We start from the raw sequence: 17,669 nt of genomic DNA on the forward strand, positions 1-17,669 counted from the left end.
CGCCATGCGCGAGCACCGCGTCAGCGAACCGGCACCTCCGGCCGACGGCAGCAAGCCGAATGGCCCGGCGTCGTACTTCCCGAGCATCGCGACCACCTGCGGCCGACCCGTGCAGGAGTGGCTCGACCTGGCGGCCGACCGCCTGGACGACCACCGCCACATGGAGGTCGTCGACTGGCTCAAGACCGAGCACGGCATGGGGCACGGCCACGCGAACGCGGTCGTCGCATACGTCGAGCAGGCCCTCGCCCGCTGACGCCGCGCCCACCACTCGTCAGCCGAACAGCGCGCGCAGCCGGGGGAGCGTGTCGGCGTCCTCGTGCGGACCGCCGCCCTCGTGGCCGTTGTACTCCCAGACGGTGATCTCCTTCGGCCCCGCCCACGCGTTGTAGGCGGCGTACACGGTCGACGGCGGGCAGATCGGGTCCATCAGTGCGACCGAGAACCACGCCGGTGCGCTCGCGCGGGCCGCGTGCAGGACCCCGTCGAAGTAGGCGAGCGTCCCGAAGACCCGGTCGGTCGCGGTGCGGTGCGTCGCCAGGTAGTCGACGAGCTCGTGGTACGGGTACGCGTCGGTGATCTGCGTCGCGTGGCGGTGGTCACAGAGGAACGGCACCCGAGGGAACACCCCGGCGAGACCCTCGACCAGGCCGGCGACGGCGATCGCGAGGCCGCCGCCCTGGCTGCCCCCGAGGACCGCGATCCGGTCACTGTCGATCAGATCGAGGTCACGTGCGGCGTCGACGGCGCGGACGGCGTCGGTGGTGAGGCGCCGGTAGTAGTAGGTGTCGGGCGACTCGATGCCGCGCGTCATCACGCCGGGGATCGCGGGGCCGGTGCCGTCCGGGTCGGGCGTGTCGCCGATCGCCCAGCCCGAGCCCTGCCCGCGCGTGTCCATCAGCAGGTGTGCAACGCCGGCGGAGGCCCAGAGCAGTCGCTCGGTGGGGAGACCGCGGCCCCCGCCGTACCCGATGTACTCGACGACGGCGGGGAGTGGTGCGCCGGCACTGCTGCCGGCGGGGACGGTGAGCCACGCGGCGATGCGCTGCCCGTCCCACCCGGCGAACGAGACGTCGTAGGTGTCGACGGTGGCCAGACCCGTGTCGACCCGGTCCGCCTGCACGGCGATCGGGTGCTCGCGTGCCGCGCTGAGAGTGCGTCGCCAGAAGTCGTCGAAGTCGTCCGGTTCGGCGACGCTGCCGCGGTACGAGGTGAGGTCGGGTCCGGTGATGTCGGTGTACACGTTCCGACCCTGGCACGAGGGCGCGCCGGACGGAAGACGGCCGCGGGGGACGTCGCCGTGACGAGCGGTTGACGCGGTTGTCGGTCTCCGAGTACCGTCGGGTTGACACGGTTGTCGAGAGGAGTCCTGATGGAATCGACACTGCACCGCACACGGGCCGCCGCCACTGCGGAGGAGCTCAGCCCGGCCGAGTCCGCGCTCCTGCGGGCGCTGACCGACCGGATCCGGCTCGGTGAGGCGGACGCCGCCCTCACCGACACGGCGGACGTCGACGCCCTGGCGGAGCGGATGTTGGCCGCCCTGCCGACCGTCAAGCACGAGGCCGACGCGCTGGTCGGTCCGTTCTACGACACCGCCTCGTTGGCGAACTGGCGGGGTGTCACCCGGCAGGCGATCCACAAGGCCACCCAGAAGCGCGACCTGATCGGGCTGAAGATCGGCGACGGCACCCGGGTCTTCCCCGCGTTCCAGTTCGGCCGCTCGGGCCAGCCGCTGCCGCACCTGCGGCAGGTGCTCGACCTGATCGACCGGGACGGCATCGACCCCTGGGGCAGTGCGCTCTGGCTCAACACCGTCGCGGACGAGTTCGGCGGGACGACGGCCGCCGAGGCGCTCCGTGACGGTCGGGTCGAACCGGTCCTGATCGCCGCCCGCCGAGCCGCGCACGCCTGGCATGCCGACGCCTGAGCGGGAACCGGCGCGGACAGACGTCGCCCAGCAGGGACCGGCGGACGACCTCGACCTCACGGACTTCCCGGCCACCGAGTCCCGCGGCACCACCTTCTACCGGGCCAAGCGGCACGACCGCGGCGCCTGGTGGTTCGCATCGACGCCGGCCGACGCCGACGGGGTGGACGGCGGTCGGTTCGACCTCGCCGACCCGCGCGGCACCTGCTACTGGGCGGACACGGTCGAGGTGGCCGTGCGGGAACGACTGGCGCACCACACGCTGCACACGAACACCGTGTTCGCCGCCCGGGCGCGCGAGATGGTCGTCGTCGCGGCGCGTGCCTCCCGGGGCCGACGGTTCGCCGATGTGACCGACCCGACGGCGGTCCGCTCCGGCGTCGGTGCCGAGCTGCAGACGATGGGCGACTACCGCGTGCCGCAGGCCTGGGCGCGGGCGTTCGACGCAGCCGGGTTCGCGGGAGTCCGCTCCAGCACCCGGTTCACCAGCGCCGCCGCGGCGAACGCGTGGGCGGTCTTCGGCGACGCGGGCGTCCCCCGGAAGCCGCGACCCGAGCGGGTGCACCGTGACGGCATCGCGGCCTGTCGGGAGTCCGGCATCCGGGTGCTCGAGGACGGCTCGCAGGCCGGGCCCGAGCGGTTCACGATCGTCCCGCCGCCGCGCTGACGGGACCTTGCGCCGACGCCCTGGCCGACTCGGTCCCGCTGCTGTCGGTGGCTCGTCCTACCGTGCGGTCGTGGCCGAACCAGTGGATGCGTGGTGGCGCCGGCGGCAGTGGTCGCGCGGTGTCCCGGTGCCGTACGCCGTGGGCGAGTTCCGTGCGGAGTGGGCGTCATGGCCCGTCCTGGTGCGGCAGTACCACCCCGACTGGAACGCCGGCGTCGTCCTCACCCAGATCCCGCCGGCCGCCGACGTCCTGCTGACGTGGGAGTGCGACGTCGGACACGTCTTCGTCGCCACCCCGGGCGAGCAGCGGTCTCGACCCGGCCGCGAGCGTCGCCGGTCGGTGTGGTGCCCGGAGTGCGCCGTGCTCGCCCAGCCGCAGCGCTGGCCGGTGCTGCCCGAGGACTGGCCGAGCGCCGTCCCGGTGCCGCAGCGAGCCGTCCGTTCCACCGGGCGCCAGACCCTCCCGGCCGCGCCCGCACGCGGCCTGCCCGGCGGAGCGGTCGCGTCGTCCCGGCGCACCAAGTCCCGCACGCGCACCGGCGGCACCGGCGTCCCCGGCCGCGGCACCCGGACGACCGCGCCCCGGACGATCTGTCCGAAGACCCCGCGGCTGCCGTCGGGGGAGTCGTTCGTCAGCCAGTGCGCACCGGCGCCGGCCTCAGCGGTCGAGGCGGAGCTCCGGGCCGGGCTGCGCGAGCGCCTCGACCTGACGTTCGAGCACACCGCGATCCGCCTCGACCGGCCCTTCCACGAGCACGTCGAGGTCTGGCCGGACATCATCCTGCCGGAACTCCGCGTCGCGATCGAGTACGACTCCACCGGTCGACACGGGCTCGAACACGTCGGCTCCCGCGAGGAGTCGGACCGCCGGAAGGACCGCGCCACCCGGGCCGTCGGGTGGGAGGTCGTCCGGATCCGCACCGGGCGCCTGCCCGTCCTGGGGCCGTGGGACCTGCAGGAGTCCGGGGTGTCCGGACGGACGATCGACCGGCTCGTCGACGTCCTGCGCGAGGTCCGCGGCCCGCTGTTCGTCGACGCCTACGCCCGCTGACGGCCGGCCGCGGCCGACACGGGCCGCCGACGCTCAGGACCGGAGCGCCAGCGCCTCGCTCATCCACCGCGTGTGCAGCGCCCACGGGTCGGGCACGCCGGCGGCGACGACGTCGACGTGCGCCAGGAGCTCCGGCGTCACGCGGAACCACTCCGTGCCCGGGTAGCGAGAGGCGGCGAACTCCGCGTGCCGCTGCCGTTCGAGGGTGCGGTCGCCGCGTTCGAACCCGAGCAGGTCCTGGTGGGCGATCCGGCCGAGCCGTTGCCGCGGGTTCGCCGTCGTCCCGATCTTGATCCGGTCGCCGGTGCCGTCGCGCATCCGCAGGTAGTACACGACGTCGACCCGTGGGGCGCCGAGCTCGCCGTCCGGCACGTCGCCGAAGCGCCACTCGCAGACGGCGCACACCGAGCCGGAGGGGAACCTGATCCCGATCCGTCCGCCGCAGACCAGGCACGGGCCGGGGAGGACGTCGTCCACCCCGACGTGCTCGGCCGCGAACTCGCCGATCAGCATGACGTGTCCGGTGCAGAGCGGCACCGGTGCGCCGGGGGAGCTGTCCGCCCCGCAGCCGGGGACGCAGCAGCGTGCGAGGCTCTCGGACCAGACCATGGGCGGAACGCTACCGACGGCCACCGACGACCCCGGGTCAGTCCGCGAAGACCACGCCGATCGGTTCGCGCTTCTCCTCCTGGAACCGGTCCTCGGCGCGGCCGAGCGCCCAGTACGCGGACAGCGACAGGTCGGCCTTCTCGAGACCCCAGTCGTCCTGCAGCACCCGCCGGATCCCCTTGATCGCGGCCCGCTCACCGTGCGCGAAGACGCTCACCGGCCGGGAGGCACGGGGCAGCTCGCGGGTCGCCGCCAGCAGCAGCGTGCCCGGCTCCGCAGCCGCCGCGTCGCGGTGCAGCCAGCGCAGCTCGACGCCGGCCGGGTGCACGAGCGGCAGCTCGTCGGCGGGGCCGGCCACCTCGACCAGGGTGACGCCCGTCGCGGTGGGGACCATGGCCTCCAGGGAGGCACCGATCGCGGGCAGGGCGCTGTCGTCACCGAGCAGCACGTGGGTGACCTGCGGGTCCTCCGAGGGGGCCCAGCCGCCGCCGGGGCCCGACAGGGCGATGCGGTCACCCGGCTGGGCCGCGGCGGCCCAGGGTCCGGCGAGCCCGTCGGTGCCGTGCACGACGAAGTCGACCGCGATGGTCCGGGCGACGGTGTCGACGGCGCGCACGGTGTAGGTACGGCGGGCCGGCAGGTCGGACTTCGCCATCGTCGCGCGGAGCACCTCGAGGTCGAACGGCGGTTGCAGGCCGGAGCCGGGCTTCGGGAGCATGAGCTTGACGTACTTGTCGGTGGTCGCCAGGCGGTCCGGGTCGGCGTGCTCGAGGAAGGCGTCGTACCCGGGGCCCCCGAGGTGGACGCGGACCATGTGCGGGCTGAGGCGCTCGGCGCGGTCGACGACCAGGACGTGCTGCGGGCGGTTCGGCTTGGGGCTCATCGGGGGACGAGCCTCCTTTCCTGGGTCTTCCTGCCGGGGGGTGACGACGGACACCTCGTGAGGTTAGCCTCACCTCATGAGCACGAACGTCGTCCCGTTCTCCGAGGCCCTGCGGGTCCGGACCCGGCGCTCGCACGGGGTCTCGGCCGGCCGCGGCTTCATGCACGACCTGGTCGAGGGGCGGTGCGACGTCGCCGACTACGCGACCCTCCTCGGGCAGTACGCTTTCGTGTACGACGCGCTCGAGTGCGCGGCCGACCGGATGGCGGACCACCCGGTCGCCGCCCCGTTCGTGACCAGCCGACTGACCCGCATGCCGGGCATCCGCGCCGACCTGGAGTACCTGGTCGGACCGGACTGGGACGAGCTGCTCACCCCGCTGCCGGCGACGACGGCGTACGTCCGACGGCTCAACGAGGTCGCGGCGACCTGGCCCGGCGGCTTCGTCGCTCACCACTACACGCGCTACCTCGGGGACCTGACGGGCGGCCACGCCCTCGGACGCCTGCTCGCCGACCAGTTCGGCTTCGAGACCAACGGCGTGCTGCTCTGGATCTTCGACCAGGTCGCCGACCCGGCCGCGTTCACCGACACCTACCGGGCGGAGCTCGACGCGGCCCCGTGGAGCGACGACGAGCGGGAGCGGGTGATCGCCGAGGTCGAGCTGGCGTACCGTCTCGACGCCGGGCTCCTCGCGGCCGTGGACCGGATGCGCCTCCCGTCCGCCCTGGCCGACCCGGCCTGAGCGACGGGCGCGTCCGACCGGGCCGTCCGGACGGTCGTCGTCACGTGGCGTCGGCGCCCGGTACGCTGCTGCCACGCCGGGACAGCCCGGACCGACCCGGGAAGGACGAGATGACGGCGATCGACGGTTCGACGCGCTTCGGACGCGCGCGTGACGACGTCAGCGGAGCGGTCGACAGTGACCTGCGCGCTGACGTGCGGTACCTCGGCAACCTGCTCGGACGGGTGCTCCGCGAGACCGGTGGCGACGACCTGCTGCGGGACGTCGAGGCGCTCCGCCAGGCGGTCATCGACGCGTACGAGGGCACCGATGAAGACGGCGCCACCCGCGCCGAAGCGGTCGTCTCCACGTTCTCCGCCGAGCGTGCGGAAGAGGTCGCCCGGGCCTTCACCTCGTACTTCCACCTGGTCAACCTCGCTGAGGAGCACCACCGGGTCCGTGTGCTCCGTGCCCGCGGTGACGACGGCGGCCAGCCGGGTGACTCGTTCCCCGCGACCTTCGTCGAGCTCGTCGAGCAGGTCGGCGCCGACGAAGCCGCTGCCCGTCTGGAAGGCCTGCGCTTCCACCCGGTCCTCACCGCGCACCCGACCGAGGCCCGCCGTCGTGCGGTGACCACGGGTGTCCGGCGCATCACCGACCTCATCGACGAGCGCGACCGCACGAAGAACGCGACCGCCCGTGCCGAGAACGAGCGTCGTCTCCTCGAGGAGATCGCGACGTTGCTCCGCACCTCCCCGCTCCGCACCACCCGGCCGACCCCGCTCGACGAGGTCCGCACCGCGATGAGCGTGTTCGACCAGACCCTGTTCGAGATCGTGCCGCAGGTGTACCGCCTGCTCGACGATCGCCTGCAGGGTGACGACGCCGGCCGCGCTCCGGTGCAGGCCCCGGCGTTCGTGCGCTTCGGCACCTGGATCGGTGGGGACCGCGACGGCAACCCGCACGTCACCGCCGACGTCACCCGCCAGGCCGCCGAGATCGCCGCAGAGCACATCCTGCTCGGGCTGGCCCGGGCCGCCACCCGCATCGGCAGCGCCCTGACGCTCGACTCCGACCACACCCCGGGAGACGCCGGGCTCACCGCGCTGGTCGCGGCGCAGGAGGCGCTCGACCCGGACGTCGCCGAGCGCATCGGCATCCGCGCCCCCACCGAGACCCACCGTCGGGCGCTGCTGTTCATCGCCGCCCGCATCGACGCCACCCGCCGCGACGATCGACCGCTGGCGTACGGCGGCCCGGACGAGTTGCTCGCCGACCTGCACGTGGTGCAGGCCTCGCTGACCGCCGCCGGGGCCCTGCGTGCCGCGAACGGCGAGCTGCAGAACCTGGTCTGGCAGGTCGAGACCTTCGGGTTCCACCTGGCCGAGCTCGAGATCCGCCAGCACTCCCAGGTGCACCGCACGGCCCTCGCCGAGATCCGCGCCGGGGGAGACCTGAGTGCGATGACCGAAGAGGTCCTCGCCGTCTTCCGCACCATCGCGGACCTGCAGCACCGCTACGGCGTCCGCTCGGCCAGCCGGTACATCGTCTCGTTCACCCAGTCCGCCGAGGACCTGGCGAACGTGCACGAGCTCGCCGTGGCCGCACTCGGGTCGGTCGAGGCCGCTCCGGTGCTCGACGTCATCCCGCTCTTCGAGACCTTCGCCGACCTGCACGCCAGCGTCGACATCCTCGACGAAGCCGTCCGCACCGAGCCGTTCCAGCGTCGTCTGGCCGCGACCGGGCACCGGCTCGAGGTCATGCTCGGCTACTCGGACTCATCGAAGGACGTCGGCCCGGTGTCGGCGAACCTGGCCCTGTACGACGCCCAGGCGCGGATCGCGTCCTGGGCGACTGAGCACGACGTCGAGCTGACGCTGTTCCACGGCCGCGGCGGATCGCTCGGTCGTGGCGGTGGTCCGGCGAACGAGGCCGTGCTCGCGCAGCCGCCCGGGTCGATCGACGGCCGCCTCAAGCTCACCGAGCAGGGTGAGGTGATCTTCGCCCAGTACGGCGACCAGGACATCGCCGCCCGGCACCTCGAGCAGATGGCCTCGGCCACGCTGTTCGCGTCGTCGCCGTCCAACGAGTCCCGTACCGCAGCCGCCGCCGAGCGCTTCGCCGACCTGGCGCAGCAGCTCGACGACGTCTCCCGTGCCGCCTTCTACGACCTCGTGAAGGCCGACGGCTTCGCACCGTGGTTCGCCCGTGTCACGCCGATGGAAGAACTCGGGCTCCTGCCGCTCGGGTCCCGTCCGGCCCGTCGTGGTCTCAGCGTCGAGTCGCTCGAGGACCTCCGGGCGATCCCGTGGGTGTTCTCGTGGACGCAGGCCCGCATCAACCTCGCCGGCTGGTACGGCTTGGGCTCGGCGCTCGAGGCGGTCGGTGACCTCGACCTGCTCCGCACGGCAGCCGCCGAGTGGCCGCTGTTCGCCGCGCTGGTCAAGAACGTCGAGATGTCGCTCGCGAAGACCGACGTGCAGATCGCGCGGCGGTACCTCGCGCTCGCGGACCGGGGCGACCTCGGCCAGAAGGTCCTGGACGAGATGCACCGGACCCGCTCCTGGGTGCTGCGGATCAGCGGCGCAGAGGACGTGCTCGAGGACCGGCCGGTGCTCGCGCGGGCCGTCCGCCTGCGCTCCCCGTACGTCGACGCGCTGTCGCACCTGCAGCTGCGGGCACTCCGGGCGATCCGTTCCTCCGGCAGTTCCGACACCACGGACGGCGACCACCGACTGCTCCTGCTGACGGTGAACGGCATCGCCGCCGGCCTGCAGAACACGGGGTGATCCCCCGGACCGGGGGCACGGACGCCAGCGCGTCCTGTTCCCCCGGTCGCCATGACCCGTTAGCCTCCGATGAGGCACGCGCAGACTCTCGAGGGGGCCCCACACACAATGGACATCGTCGTACACGAAGCCGGCACCGAAGCGGCGGTGCTGGAGTGCTCCGGACGCCTCAACATGGTGTCGGCACCCGCCTTCCGTGAGACCGTCGCGACGGTCATCGAGGGCGGTCGTCCTCGTGTCGCCGTCGAGCTGTCGCACGTGGAGTTCCTCGACTCCTCGGGCCTCGGAGCGCTCGTCGGTGCGCTGAAGACCGCCCGACAGGCCGGCGGTGACCTCCGGATCGCGGCACCGTCCGAGCAGGTCGCGATGGTGCTGAAGCTGTCGAACATCGACAAGATCCTCCGCAGCTACGCCGACGGCGACGAAGCCGTCCGCGAATGGGTCTGACCGGAGCCGTCGTGGGCGAGCACCGGTTGGACTTCGCGTCGCCGCCCGACGACGTCTCCTCGGTGCACGACTTCCTCAGCGACGTCTGGACGGCCGAGCCCGCCGTCAGCGTCGAGGACCGGATGGCCCTCGAACTCGCGATCATCGAGCTGGCGTCGAACGTGATCGAGCACGCCACCGCCGGCATCCCGCTCACGTGCTCGTTGACGCTCGCGGTCGCCAGCGACGGACTGGAGGCCCGGATCACCGACGACGGCCGCCCCGCGTCCGTCGACGTGGCCGGTGCCACCCTGCCGGACGACATGGCAGAGAGCGGTCGTGGCCTCGCCCTCGTGCAGATGGTCGTCGACGAACTGCGCTACGACCGACACGGCGACGAGAACCGCTGGACGGTCCGGAAGTCCACCCGCGCGGCGTGAGCCGCTTCCCGCGGCAGGTTCATCCAGATGCATGAAGTTGTCGCGGTGCGTGCCACCATTCCCGGGATGACCACCACCGTGGACCCCAGGACCGTCTTCGAGACGTCGGGTGCCGACCTCGATGCCGCCCGTGCGGTGTTCGAGCAGGCCTACGAGGCCTCCGGGTTCCTGCCCGAGCGGACCGAACGCGCCTTCGGGTACCGCTTCCGGACGGTCGGCGACCAGACGACGTCGTTCCGGTCGACCCGGTTCGACGCGCGCATGGTCGGCGAGGTCGATTCCGGCGACCAGGTCAGCGTGTCCTGGGTGACGGACGGCGGCGGCGTGCTGGACGTCGGTCGTGACGAGGTCGCCCTCGCGCCGGGACGGCCGGTGGTGTTCCCGACCGGGCGCCCCTACCGCTTCGAGCTGGCCGACGTGCGGCAGAGCGTGGTGCAGCTCGATCGGACCTTCCTCGAACGGATCGCGGCCGAGGCGTACGGCACCGAACCCGGCATCCTGGTCTTCGACCACACGGCAGCGCCCGGGGTCGAGGCCGTCCGTGCCTGGAACCACCAGGTGCAGGAGGCGTCCCAGATCGTGCTCGGCAAGGCCCCGGTGTCGGTGCTCGCCCTCGCCGACACGGCCCGCCGGACCGCCCTGGCGCTCCTGACCACCTTCCCGCACCGCATCACCGCCCGTCACGTCCCGCTGCCGTCCGGAGCCACGGGGCGTGTGCGGTCGGCCGTCGAGTACATGCACGCCGCCGCCCACATGCCGATCACCACGACCGACGTCGCCGAGCACGTCGGACTCAGCGTCCGCGGCCTGCAGCAGGCGTTCCAGCGGCAGATCGGCGTCGCACCGAACGCCCTGCTGCGGGGGATCCGCCTGGACCGGGTCCGCGACGAGCTGCGCGCCGGCACACCGACTGACACCACTGTGGCGAGCGTCGCCGTCCGGTGGGGTTTCGCGCACCTGGGTCGGTTCTCGGCGGCCTACGCCCGGCGCTTCCTGGAGTACCCCCGCGACACCCTGCACGGCTGACGCCGCGATCGGCCCCGCACTGTCCCCGGACACAACGACACGCCGCTCCGACCGGGGCGACATGCCACCGGATCCCGCGACACTCCGCCGATGTCCGCACCGATCGAGCGTGCGATATTCATACTCCTCACATGGAGACGCAGTCCGGAGCACGCACGCCCCTCGTGGACCCCTTCGGTCGCGAACTCGAGGAGTGGTTGCGCGACGCCCCGGCCACGCGGTCGCCGTACCTCGCAGACCTCGTCGTCCCCCCGGTGACGGGTCCGGTGCGCCGTCCCGTGCTGCCCCCGGTGCACGGGGAACAGCTGGCAGTCGACCTCCCCGAGCCCGAGGCCGAGGCCGAGACCGGCACCGAACCCGAGGTGGACGCCGAGCCCGCGGTCGCCGCCGAGCCCGCCGCCCCCACCACCTCGGGTGACGACCGCGCCTTCCGCCGCGACCGTGCCCGTCACGTGGCCGTCTGCGCCCCGTCCTTCCCGGAGCCGCCCGAGCGCTTCGCCCTCCGCTTCGACGACCTCGCCGTCGCGCTCGACGCCGCGAGTGGCCGGACCACCATCGAACGGATCGACCTGCTCGAGGACGAGGTCCGCGTCCGCGACGAGGACCTCGCTCGCCTCGCCGCCTGGGAGGCCGTCGTCGCCGACAGCACCGATGCGGAGGTCGAGGGTGCACGGGCCTTCGCTCGCGAGGTCTTCGCCGACCTGCTGGCCGACGCCGCACTCGAGGCCGACCGTCGTGAGCGAGCCGCCCTCCGCCGGGCCGCCACGTCGCCCGTGCGGCTCGGAGCCGTCCGCCCGCTCCTGCCGGCACCGCACCGCGCGGTTGCGGATCCGGTGACGGTCGACGTCCCGGCCGACGACCGACCGGACCACGGCATCCTGGCCACCGCCGGACCGCGGACCGCGGTCCGACCGGTGTCGAGCCTCCAGACCGTCTCGCCGTCCTCCCCGCCGGTCCCGGCGTCCGGTCGACCGACGCCACTGGTGCAGCCGGCCACCGGGCCGACCGTCATCGACCGCGAGGCGTTCGCCGCCGTGCTCCGCGCGCACACCGGCGAGCAGCCGGTCGTGTCCGTCGAGGTCCCGGTGGCCGCACCGGTCGCGGCACCGGAGACCACCGACGACACCGTCGCGACGGACGCCGCCGACGGCCCAGCCGACGGGGAGGCCCGTGCCGACGCGTCGTCCACCGTGCCGTCCGGCTGGTGGTCGCGTCTCGTCGCCCGTCTGCTGCACCTCGTCGGCCGTCGCTGACACCCGGGTGGAGGCCGCCGTCTCGGTACACTGACGGGATGCCGACGCTCCGAGAACTGCAGTCCGTCGTCGAGTCCCTGTGGCCGGCGGCCGGGGCGGAGTCCTGGGACTCCGTCGGCCTCGTCTCGGGCGACCCGGACGCTGTGGTCGAACACGTCCACCTGGCCGTCGACGCCGTGCCGGACACCGCACGCGAAGCCGTCGCTGCCGGGGCCGACCTGCTGCTGACGCACCACCCCCTGCTGCTGCGCGGTGTGACCACGATCGACGAGTCCACCTACAAGGGCTCGGTCCTCGCCACGCTCGTGCGCGGCGGCTGCGCGCTCCTCGCGGCACACACGAACGCCGACGTCGTCACCACCGGCACCTCCGCCGTGCTCGCGGACCGGATCGGCCTGCAGCAGCAGCGTCCGCTCGAACCCGCCGCCGACGGCGTGACCGGCATCGGCCGGGTCGGCGTCCTCGCCGAACCCGTGGCGCTCGGCGTCCTCGCCCGGCGGATCGTCGACGTCCTGCCCGCCACCGCGACCGGGGTCCGGGTGTCGGGGGAGTACGACCGTCCGGTCCGCAGCGTCGCCCTGTGTGCCGGTGCGGGCGACGCGTACCTCGGCAACCCCGAGGTGCGGGCGGCCGACGTCTACGTGACGAGCGACCTCCGGCACCACCCCGCCTCCGAGTTCCGCGAGCAGGCGATGGTGGCCGACGGGCCCGCGCTCATCGACACCTCGCACTGGGCGACCGAGTGGCTCTGGCTCGACGTCGCCGCCGAACAGCTGCGTGCCGCCACCGGGGTCCGCGTCACCGTGAGCGACCTCCGCACCGACCCGTGGGACTTCGCCGTCCTGCCATCCGCCCCCAACGAAGGAGCCTGACCATGAAGGCAGCACCCGAGGACCAGGCCATCTTGCTCGACGTCCAACGACTCGACAACGACATCACCCGGTTGGCACACCGGATCAGCTCCCTGCAGAAGGGTGAGCACCTCACCGAGCTCGGTACCCGGGCCGCCGGGCTGCGGAGACAGCTCGCCGCGGCCACGGGCGACGTGGAGGACGCCGAGCGTGACCTCGCCCGCCTCGAGTCGGACACCGCCACCGCGCAGGCACGCATCGAGCGCGACACCACGCTGCTGCAGAACGTCGGCAGCGCGAAGGACGCCGCCGGGCTGCAGAACGAGCTCGACTCGCTGAACCGCCGGACGAACGACCTCGAGACGCAGGAGCTCGAGGTCATGGAGAAGCTCGACCAGCTGCGCGCCCGGGTCGGTGACATCGAGAAGCAGCTCGCCGACATCGACGCCGAGCGTGGACGCCTGATGGGGGTGCGCGACGACGGCATCGCCCGGTTCGAGAAGGACCGCGTCGCCGCGGTGCAGTCCCGCGCCGACGTGGCAGCCAAGGTGCCGGCGGACCTCCTCGCTCTGTACGAGCGCCAGCGGGCCCGGTACGGCTTCGGGGCGTCGTTGCTGCAGGGCGGCGTGTCGACGGCGTCCGGCGTGGCGCTGAACAACTCCGACCTGGCGTCGATCCGGGCCGCGGCGCCGGACGACGTCGTGCTCTGCCCGGACAGCGACGCGATCCTGGTGCGGACGGCTGAGTCCGGCCTGTAGGCGGCCAGCCGGCGCCGCTCGGTGTCGCTTGGTGTCGCCGAGACCCCGCCGTCTCCGCGAGGCGCCGCCGAAATCGGCGGCGTCTCGCGCGTTGCGCGGCGTCTCGCCGCGATGGCGGCGTCCTGGGGAGTGCCGGGCGGGAGGCGCGGTGCGGGTTGGCCGCGTGCCTCCCGTCCGCTGAGACGCGCACGTCTGCGCGAGACGCCGCCATCCGGGCGAGACGCCTCGGAATTCGGCGGCGTCTCACGCGTTGCGCGGCGTCTCGCGGCGACGGGGGCGTGGAACACGACAGCCCGGCACCTCGCGGTGCCGGGCTGTCGTGTCGGTACGGTCCGGGGCGAACGGGCCGGCCGTACGCCGGGTTCTGTCCCGCCTCGCGGCGGTGACGGCCATCTCTCTCGGACCGACGTTGCCGTCGGCCTCCAGCGGTCTACCCGAGGACTCGGCGAGCAGCCTCAGCGTCCTCTGTCTGACCTTGCTCCGGGCGAGGTTTACCGAGCAGATCCGGTCACCCGGATCCCTGGTGGTCTCTTACACCACCGTTTCACCCTTACCGACGTCGCCGCCGGCGGTCTGTTCTCTGTGGCACTGTCTCGCGGATTGCTCCGGGTGGGTGTTACCCACCGCCCTGCTCTGTGGAGCCCGGACGTTCCTCGGCACTCCCGGGGGAGTGACGCGACCGTCTCACCGACCCGTTCGCTCCGACGAGTCTAGCGGCCCAGCTGGTCAGCCCGGATCAGCACCCCGACCCGGTCCCACACCCGCAGCCGGGTCAGCGGGTGCTGCGTGCTGCCAGGGTCGCCGCGCCGATGATGCCCGCGTTGTTGCGGAGCGTCGCGGGGATGATCTCCGCCTGCAGGTCGAGCAGCGGCAGGAACTCCTCGTACTGCTTCGACACGCCACCACCGACGACGAAGAGCTCGGGGGAGAGCAGTGCCTCGAGCCGCGAGTAGTACTTCTGCAGGCGCTTCGCCCAGTGCTTCCAGGACAGGTCGTCCCGCTCCTTGGCGGCGAAGGACGCCTTCGTCTCGTAGTCGACGCCCTCGATCTCCAGGTGGCCGAGCTCCGCGTTCACGATGAGCACGCCGTCGTTGATGAGGGCAGTGCCGATGCCGGTGCCCAGCGTCGTCATGATGACGAGTCCGTCGCGGCCCTTCGCGGCGCCGAACTGCTGCTCGGCGAACCCGGCGGCGTCGGCGTCGTTGACGAAGTGGATGGAGCGGCCGAGCTCCTTCTCGAACAGCGCCTCGGCCTCGAAGCCGATCCACTTCTTCGAGACGTTCGCCGCGGACATGGTCTTGCCATCGCGGACGATGGCCGGGAAGCAGACCCCGACCGGGACGTCCGAGGCGGGGGAGAGGTCGTCGAGGATCGACTTGGCGACCTCGACGATGTCGTTGGGCCGGCCGCCCTCGGGCGTGGCCTTCTTGATCCGGTCGGTGGTGAGTTCGCCGGTCGCCGTGTCGACGATCGCGCCCTTGATGCCTGTTCCGCCGATGTCGACGCCGACTGCGAGTGAGGTCATGGGGAGCGGTGCCTTCCGTAGGTGACGAGTGTGTCCGGCACGGTCCCGAGGCCGGGCGCGCCGCGGGTGGTCAGGAGACGGTGAGGAGTTCGGTGCCGCGTTCGGTCACGAGGAGCGTGTGCTCGAACTGCGCGGTCCAGGAGTGGTCACGGGTGGTGACGGTCCAGTCGTCGGCCCAGATGTCCGCGTCGATGCCACCGAGGGTCAGCATCGGCTCGACCGTGAAGACCATGCCGGGCTCGATCACGGTGTCGTAGCGGACGTCGTCCACGTGCGGGATGACGAGGCCGGAGTGGAAGGCCCGTCCGACGCCGTGCCCGGTGTAGTCGCGGACTACCCCGTAGCCGAAGCGCTTGGCGTACGACTCGATCGCGCGGCCGATGACGTTGACCTGGCGGCCGGGGGCGACGGCGCGGATGCCGCGGTGCATCGCCTCTTCGGTGCGGGTGACGAGGTCCTGCACCTCGGGCGCGGCCTGCCCGACCACGAAGGTCCGGTTGGTGTCACCGTGCATGCCGTCCTTGTACGCGGTGATGTCGATGTTCACGATGTCGCCGTCCTGCAGCACGGTGTCGTCGGGGATGCCGTGGCAGATCACCTCGTTGAGCGACGAGCAGAGCGACTTCGGGTACCCGCGGTAACCGAGGGTCGAGGGGTAGGCGCCGTGGCCGACGACGAACTCGTGGCCGATCCGGTCGAGTTCGTCGGTCGTGACGCCCGGGCGGATCGCCGCACCGACGGCGTCGATGGCCTGGGAGGCGATGCGACCGGCTGTGCGGATCCGCTCGACCTCGTCCGGCGTGTACGTGTCGCCGAGCCCGTGCTCATGGGGTTCGACCTTGCCGACGTACTCGGGTCGCTCGATGTCCTTCGGGACGGGCCGCTGCGGTGAGATGCGGCCGGCAGTCAGGTGTCCGTGTTCGTCCCGGGGCATGCGTTCCACTCTAGCGGCGTGTCGGGCCCGGCCGTCGCCTCCCGGCTGTGGGGCTCGTCTGCAGGCACACGGCACACGGCACACGGCACGCGGCACGCGGCACGCGCCCGCCCGCCGGCTCACCGCCCGGCTCACGACCCGACCCTCTGCGCGGACGCCCCGGGTCCGCCCGGGTACGGTCGGGCCCATGACCGACGAGCGCATCGAATCCCAGTGGTGGTACAACGACAAGACCGGAGAGGTCGAGCAGGGCCCGAAGTCGACGAACCGGCACCACATCGGCCCCTTCCCGACCCGCGACGAGGCCGCACACGCGCTGGACCGGGTCCGGCAGAACAACGAGCGAGCCGACGCCGCGGACCAGGAGAGCTGACCGGCCTCAGGCCGTCGGCTCGGCGGGCGGCTCCGGTTCGGTCCGGAACCCGATGATCTTGTGCGTGCCGTCGCAGTAGGGCTTCAGCATCGACTTGCCGCACCGGCAGAGGGCGACCGTCCGGCGTCGCCGGGGCAGTTCCTGTCCGTCCGGACCGAGCACCGCGACGTCACCGCGCAGCAGGAACGGGCCGTCCGGGTACGCGACCACCGACGGCTCGTCCTCGCGCTCACGCGACACGGGAGGCACCGTCCGTCGACCGCATCGCCGTGACGTCGGTGCCGGGGGCATCCGCGTCGCCAGCGCTCCGGGACTCGCCGTCGAGGGGGAGCCGCAGGGAACTGCGTCCCTGCTCCCAGCTGGAGAGCAGCTGCGTCCCTGCCATGCCCTCGACGACGAGGCACGCGGCGGCGCCGAACATCACGTCGTCGAGCAGCGTCGGGTCGGCCTCGACCATCCCGCCGGCCAGGTCACGGCCGGCGATCTGCTCGTGCACCGCGTCGGCCTCCACGTGTTCGTCGAAGTACCACGTCGCGTCCTCGTCGAACCCGTTCCGCCGGAACCCGTCGCCGTAGAGCTTGCTCGGGATCGACGAGGTCATCTCGAACGCCGCCAGGTGCCCGACGATGGCTCCGCGGAGGCTCCGGTGGAGACCGAACATGCTCATCATGTTGAGCGCACCGAGCGTGATCGCCGGCAGGTGGTCGACGTAGGCCCCGTAGGAGTCGTCCAGGCTGGCGGCGCGCAGCGTCCTGGCGAAGATCGCCGAGTGCATGCGCTTCGGGCGTCCGCCGCCGTACTCGTCCGACTGGATCTCGACCAACGCGGCCTTGGCCCGACCCGACAGCCGCGGGATCGCCCAGCTGTGCGGGTCGGCCTCCTTCAGCGTGTACACGGTGCGCTGCACCAGGAACTCGCGGATCTGCGCGCGATCGGCCTTCCGGGCCACCCACCGGGACACGCTCGGTCCGCTGTCGGCGGCGGTCAGGGCGAACAGCGCCGCGGACACCGCCTCGGCGGTCGGCTCGGGGCGCTCGGGAACCGGGACGGCGGCGCGGACGGCGGCTTCGAGCGCGGTCTCGACGACCGCACGCGTGCCGAGCAGGTGGACGTCCCACTCCAGGGAGTCGTCGACGCCGGCGATGCCGCCGTAGTGGAGTTCGTAGAGGACGAACAGTGCGAGCTGCAGGTCGTCGTCGTTCAGGACGTCCTGGGAACGGGCGACGGCGGCGACGGCGACGTCACGGAGGGTCTCGTCCGGTGCGCCGGTGGTGAGTGCGGCGAGGACTGCGGTGCTGAGAGGTCCCCGTGGTGCCGGCACGGGCATCGGGGTCTGGGTGAGGACTTCGGCGGCGTCGAGGACGGCCATGTGGTGCTCCTTCGCAGGGTCGGTACGGTCCGAGCCTGGCCCAGGCGGCTGACAGGCCCGG

The 17,669-nt window shown here is 72.7% G+C and carries 20 protein-coding genes and 1 other RNA gene; 13 read left to right on the plus strand and 8 right to left on the minus strand.

What is annotated here, in order from left to right; translation table 11 throughout:
• Nucleotides 1-4: 4 nt before the first annotated feature.
• A complete protein-coding gene (locus DEJ31_RS00115; protein WP_111120927.1) occupies nt 5-256 on the plus strand; it encodes a DUF4287 domain-containing protein in 252 nt (83 codons plus the stop codon).
• An 18-nt stretch (nt 257-274) separates the two neighbouring features.
• Here the strand turns inward: DEJ31_RS00115 and DEJ31_RS17480 are convergent, their stop codons facing one another.
• Nucleotides 275-1,243, minus strand: coding sequence for an acetylxylan esterase (locus tag DEJ31_RS17480; RefSeq protein WP_111120928.1), 969 nt, complete (start codon nt 1,241-1,243; stop codon nt 275-277).
• A gap of 129 nt (nt 1,244-1,372) precedes the next feature.
• Here DEJ31_RS17480 and DEJ31_RS17485 point away from each other — a divergent pair, with 129 nt between their 5' ends.
• The 3 genes from DEJ31_RS17485 to DEJ31_RS00135 all read left to right on the plus strand — a co-directional run bounded on the left by DEJ31_RS17485 (nt 1,373) and on the right by DEJ31_RS00135 (nt 3,648).
• Nucleotides 1,373-1,930 (plus strand): hypothetical protein, encoded by a 558-nt coding sequence (locus DEJ31_RS17485; protein ID WP_110904565.1) that lies wholly within the window; start codon nt 1,373-1,375, stop codon nt 1,928-1,930.
• Nucleotides 1,917-2,597 (plus strand): RES family NAD+ phosphorylase, encoded by a 681-nt coding sequence (locus tag DEJ31_RS00130; RefSeq protein ID WP_111120929.1) that lies wholly within the window; start codon nt 1,917-1,919, stop codon nt 2,595-2,597. The genes DEJ31_RS17485 and DEJ31_RS00130 overlap by 14 nt, the downstream gene beginning before the upstream one ends.
• Before the next feature lie 70 nt (nt 2,598-2,667).
• On the plus strand, nt 2,668-3,648 hold the full coding sequence (locus DEJ31_RS00135) for a hypothetical protein (RefSeq protein WP_110904563.1): 981 nt from the start codon (nt 2,668-2,670) through the stop codon (nt 3,646-3,648).
• Between the two features lie 33 nt (nt 3,649-3,681).
• Here the strand turns inward: DEJ31_RS00135 and DEJ31_RS00140 are convergent, their stop codons facing one another.
• Nucleotides 3,682-4,257 (minus strand): GIY-YIG nuclease family protein, encoded by a 576-nt coding sequence (locus tag DEJ31_RS00140; RefSeq protein ID WP_111120930.1) that lies wholly within the window; start codon nt 4,255-4,257, stop codon nt 3,682-3,684.
• Between the two features lie 37 nt (nt 4,258-4,294).
• Nucleotides 4,295-5,140 (minus strand): siderophore-interacting protein, encoded by an 846-nt coding sequence (locus DEJ31_RS00145; RefSeq protein WP_111120931.1) that lies wholly within the window; start codon nt 5,138-5,140, stop codon nt 4,295-4,297.
• A 76-nt stretch (nt 5,141-5,216) separates the two neighbouring features.
• On the opposite strand from DEJ31_RS00145, the gene DEJ31_RS00150 reads away from it, so the two are divergent.
• The 8 genes from DEJ31_RS00150 (at nt 5,217) to DEJ31_RS00185 (ending at nt 13,407) form a co-directional block, all read left to right on the plus strand.
• Nucleotides 5,217-5,885 carry a heme oxygenase (biliverdin-producing) gene (locus DEJ31_RS00150; RefSeq protein WP_110904560.1) on the plus strand — a complete coding sequence of 223 codons (669 nt, stop codon included), beginning with the start codon at nt 5,217-5,219 and terminating at the stop codon, nt 5,883-5,885.
• A 110-nt stretch (nt 5,886-5,995) separates the two neighbouring features.
• Nucleotides 5,996-8,653, plus strand: coding sequence for a phosphoenolpyruvate carboxylase (locus DEJ31_RS00155; protein ID WP_110904559.1), 2,658 nt, complete (start codon nt 5,996-5,998; stop codon nt 8,651-8,653).
• Between the two features lie 108 nt (nt 8,654-8,761).
• Nucleotides 8,762-9,100, plus strand: a complete 339-nt coding sequence (locus tag DEJ31_RS00160; protein WP_110904558.1) for an STAS domain-containing protein — start codon at nt 8,762-8,764, stop codon at nt 9,098-9,100.
• On the plus strand, nt 9,091-9,519 hold the full coding sequence (locus DEJ31_RS00165; RefSeq protein ID WP_110904557.1) for an ATP-binding protein: 429 nt from the start codon (nt 9,091-9,093) through the stop codon (nt 9,517-9,519). The genes DEJ31_RS00160 and DEJ31_RS00165 overlap by 10 nt, the downstream gene beginning before the upstream one ends.
• 66 nt (nt 9,520-9,585) lie before the next feature.
• Complete coding sequence (locus DEJ31_RS00170; protein WP_181421662.1) at nt 9,586-10,545, plus strand: helix-turn-helix domain-containing protein; 960 nt, start codon at nt 9,586-9,588, stop codon at nt 10,543-10,545.
• 131 nt (nt 10,546-10,676) lie between these two features.
• Nucleotides 10,677-11,798 (plus strand): hypothetical protein, encoded by a 1,122-nt coding sequence (locus tag DEJ31_RS00175; RefSeq protein ID WP_110904555.1) that lies wholly within the window; start codon nt 10,677-10,679, stop codon nt 11,796-11,798.
• Between the two features lie 38 nt (nt 11,799-11,836).
• Entirely contained in the window at nt 11,837-12,670 is an 834-nt protein-coding gene (locus DEJ31_RS00180) for a Nif3-like dinuclear metal center hexameric protein (protein WP_110904554.1), read from the plus strand.
• A 2-nt stretch (nt 12,671-12,672) separates the two neighbouring features.
• A complete protein-coding gene (locus DEJ31_RS00185; protein WP_111120932.1) occupies nt 12,673-13,407 on the plus strand; it encodes a zinc ribbon domain-containing protein in 735 nt (244 codons plus the stop codon).
• A gap of 338 nt (nt 13,408-13,745) precedes the next feature.
• Here DEJ31_RS00185 and rnpB read toward each other — a convergent pair.
• From rnpB to map, 3 genes are all read right to left on the minus strand, one after another.
• Nucleotides 13,746-14,102, minus strand: an RNA gene (gene rnpB / locus DEJ31_RS00190) — RNase P RNA component class A.
• 77 nt (nt 14,103-14,179) lie between these two features.
• Complete coding sequence (gene ppgK, locus DEJ31_RS00195) at nt 14,180-14,932, minus strand: polyphosphate--glucose phosphotransferase (RefSeq protein ID WP_110904552.1); 753 nt, start codon at nt 14,930-14,932, stop codon at nt 14,180-14,182.
• A gap of 70 nt (nt 14,933-15,002) precedes the next feature.
• Nucleotides 15,003-15,866 carry a type I methionyl aminopeptidase gene (gene map / locus DEJ31_RS00200; RefSeq protein ID WP_110904551.1) on the minus strand — a complete coding sequence of 288 codons (864 nt, stop codon included), beginning with the start codon at nt 15,864-15,866 and terminating at the stop codon, nt 15,003-15,005.
• A 187-nt stretch (nt 15,867-16,053) separates the two neighbouring features.
• Here map and DEJ31_RS00205 point away from each other — a divergent pair, with 187 nt between their 5' ends.
• A complete protein-coding gene (locus tag DEJ31_RS00205) occupies nt 16,054-16,239 on the plus strand; it encodes an SPOR domain-containing protein (RefSeq protein WP_110904550.1) in 186 nt (61 codons plus the stop codon).
• Between the two features lie 6 nt (nt 16,240-16,245).
• Here the strand turns inward: DEJ31_RS00205 and DEJ31_RS00210 are convergent, their stop codons facing one another.
• Together DEJ31_RS00210 and DEJ31_RS00215 are read right to left on the minus strand one after the other, a co-directional pair.
• A complete protein-coding gene (locus tag DEJ31_RS00210) occupies nt 16,246-16,479 on the minus strand; it encodes a CDGSH iron-sulfur domain-containing protein (protein WP_258366038.1) in 234 nt (77 codons plus the stop codon).
• Nucleotides 16,469-17,608 carry an iron-containing redox enzyme family protein gene (locus DEJ31_RS00215; RefSeq protein ID WP_258366039.1) on the minus strand — a complete coding sequence of 380 codons (1,140 nt, stop codon included), beginning with the start codon at nt 17,606-17,608 and terminating at the stop codon, nt 16,469-16,471. Before DEJ31_RS00215 ends, DEJ31_RS00210 begins: the two co-directional genes overlap by 11 nt.
• Between the last annotated feature and the right edge of the window lie 61 nt (nt 17,609-17,669).

Source organism: Curtobacterium sp. MCPF17_031 (assembly GCF_003234035.1).
Taxonomy (GTDB): domain Bacteria; phylum Actinomycetota; class Actinomycetes; order Actinomycetales; family Microbacteriaceae; genus Curtobacterium.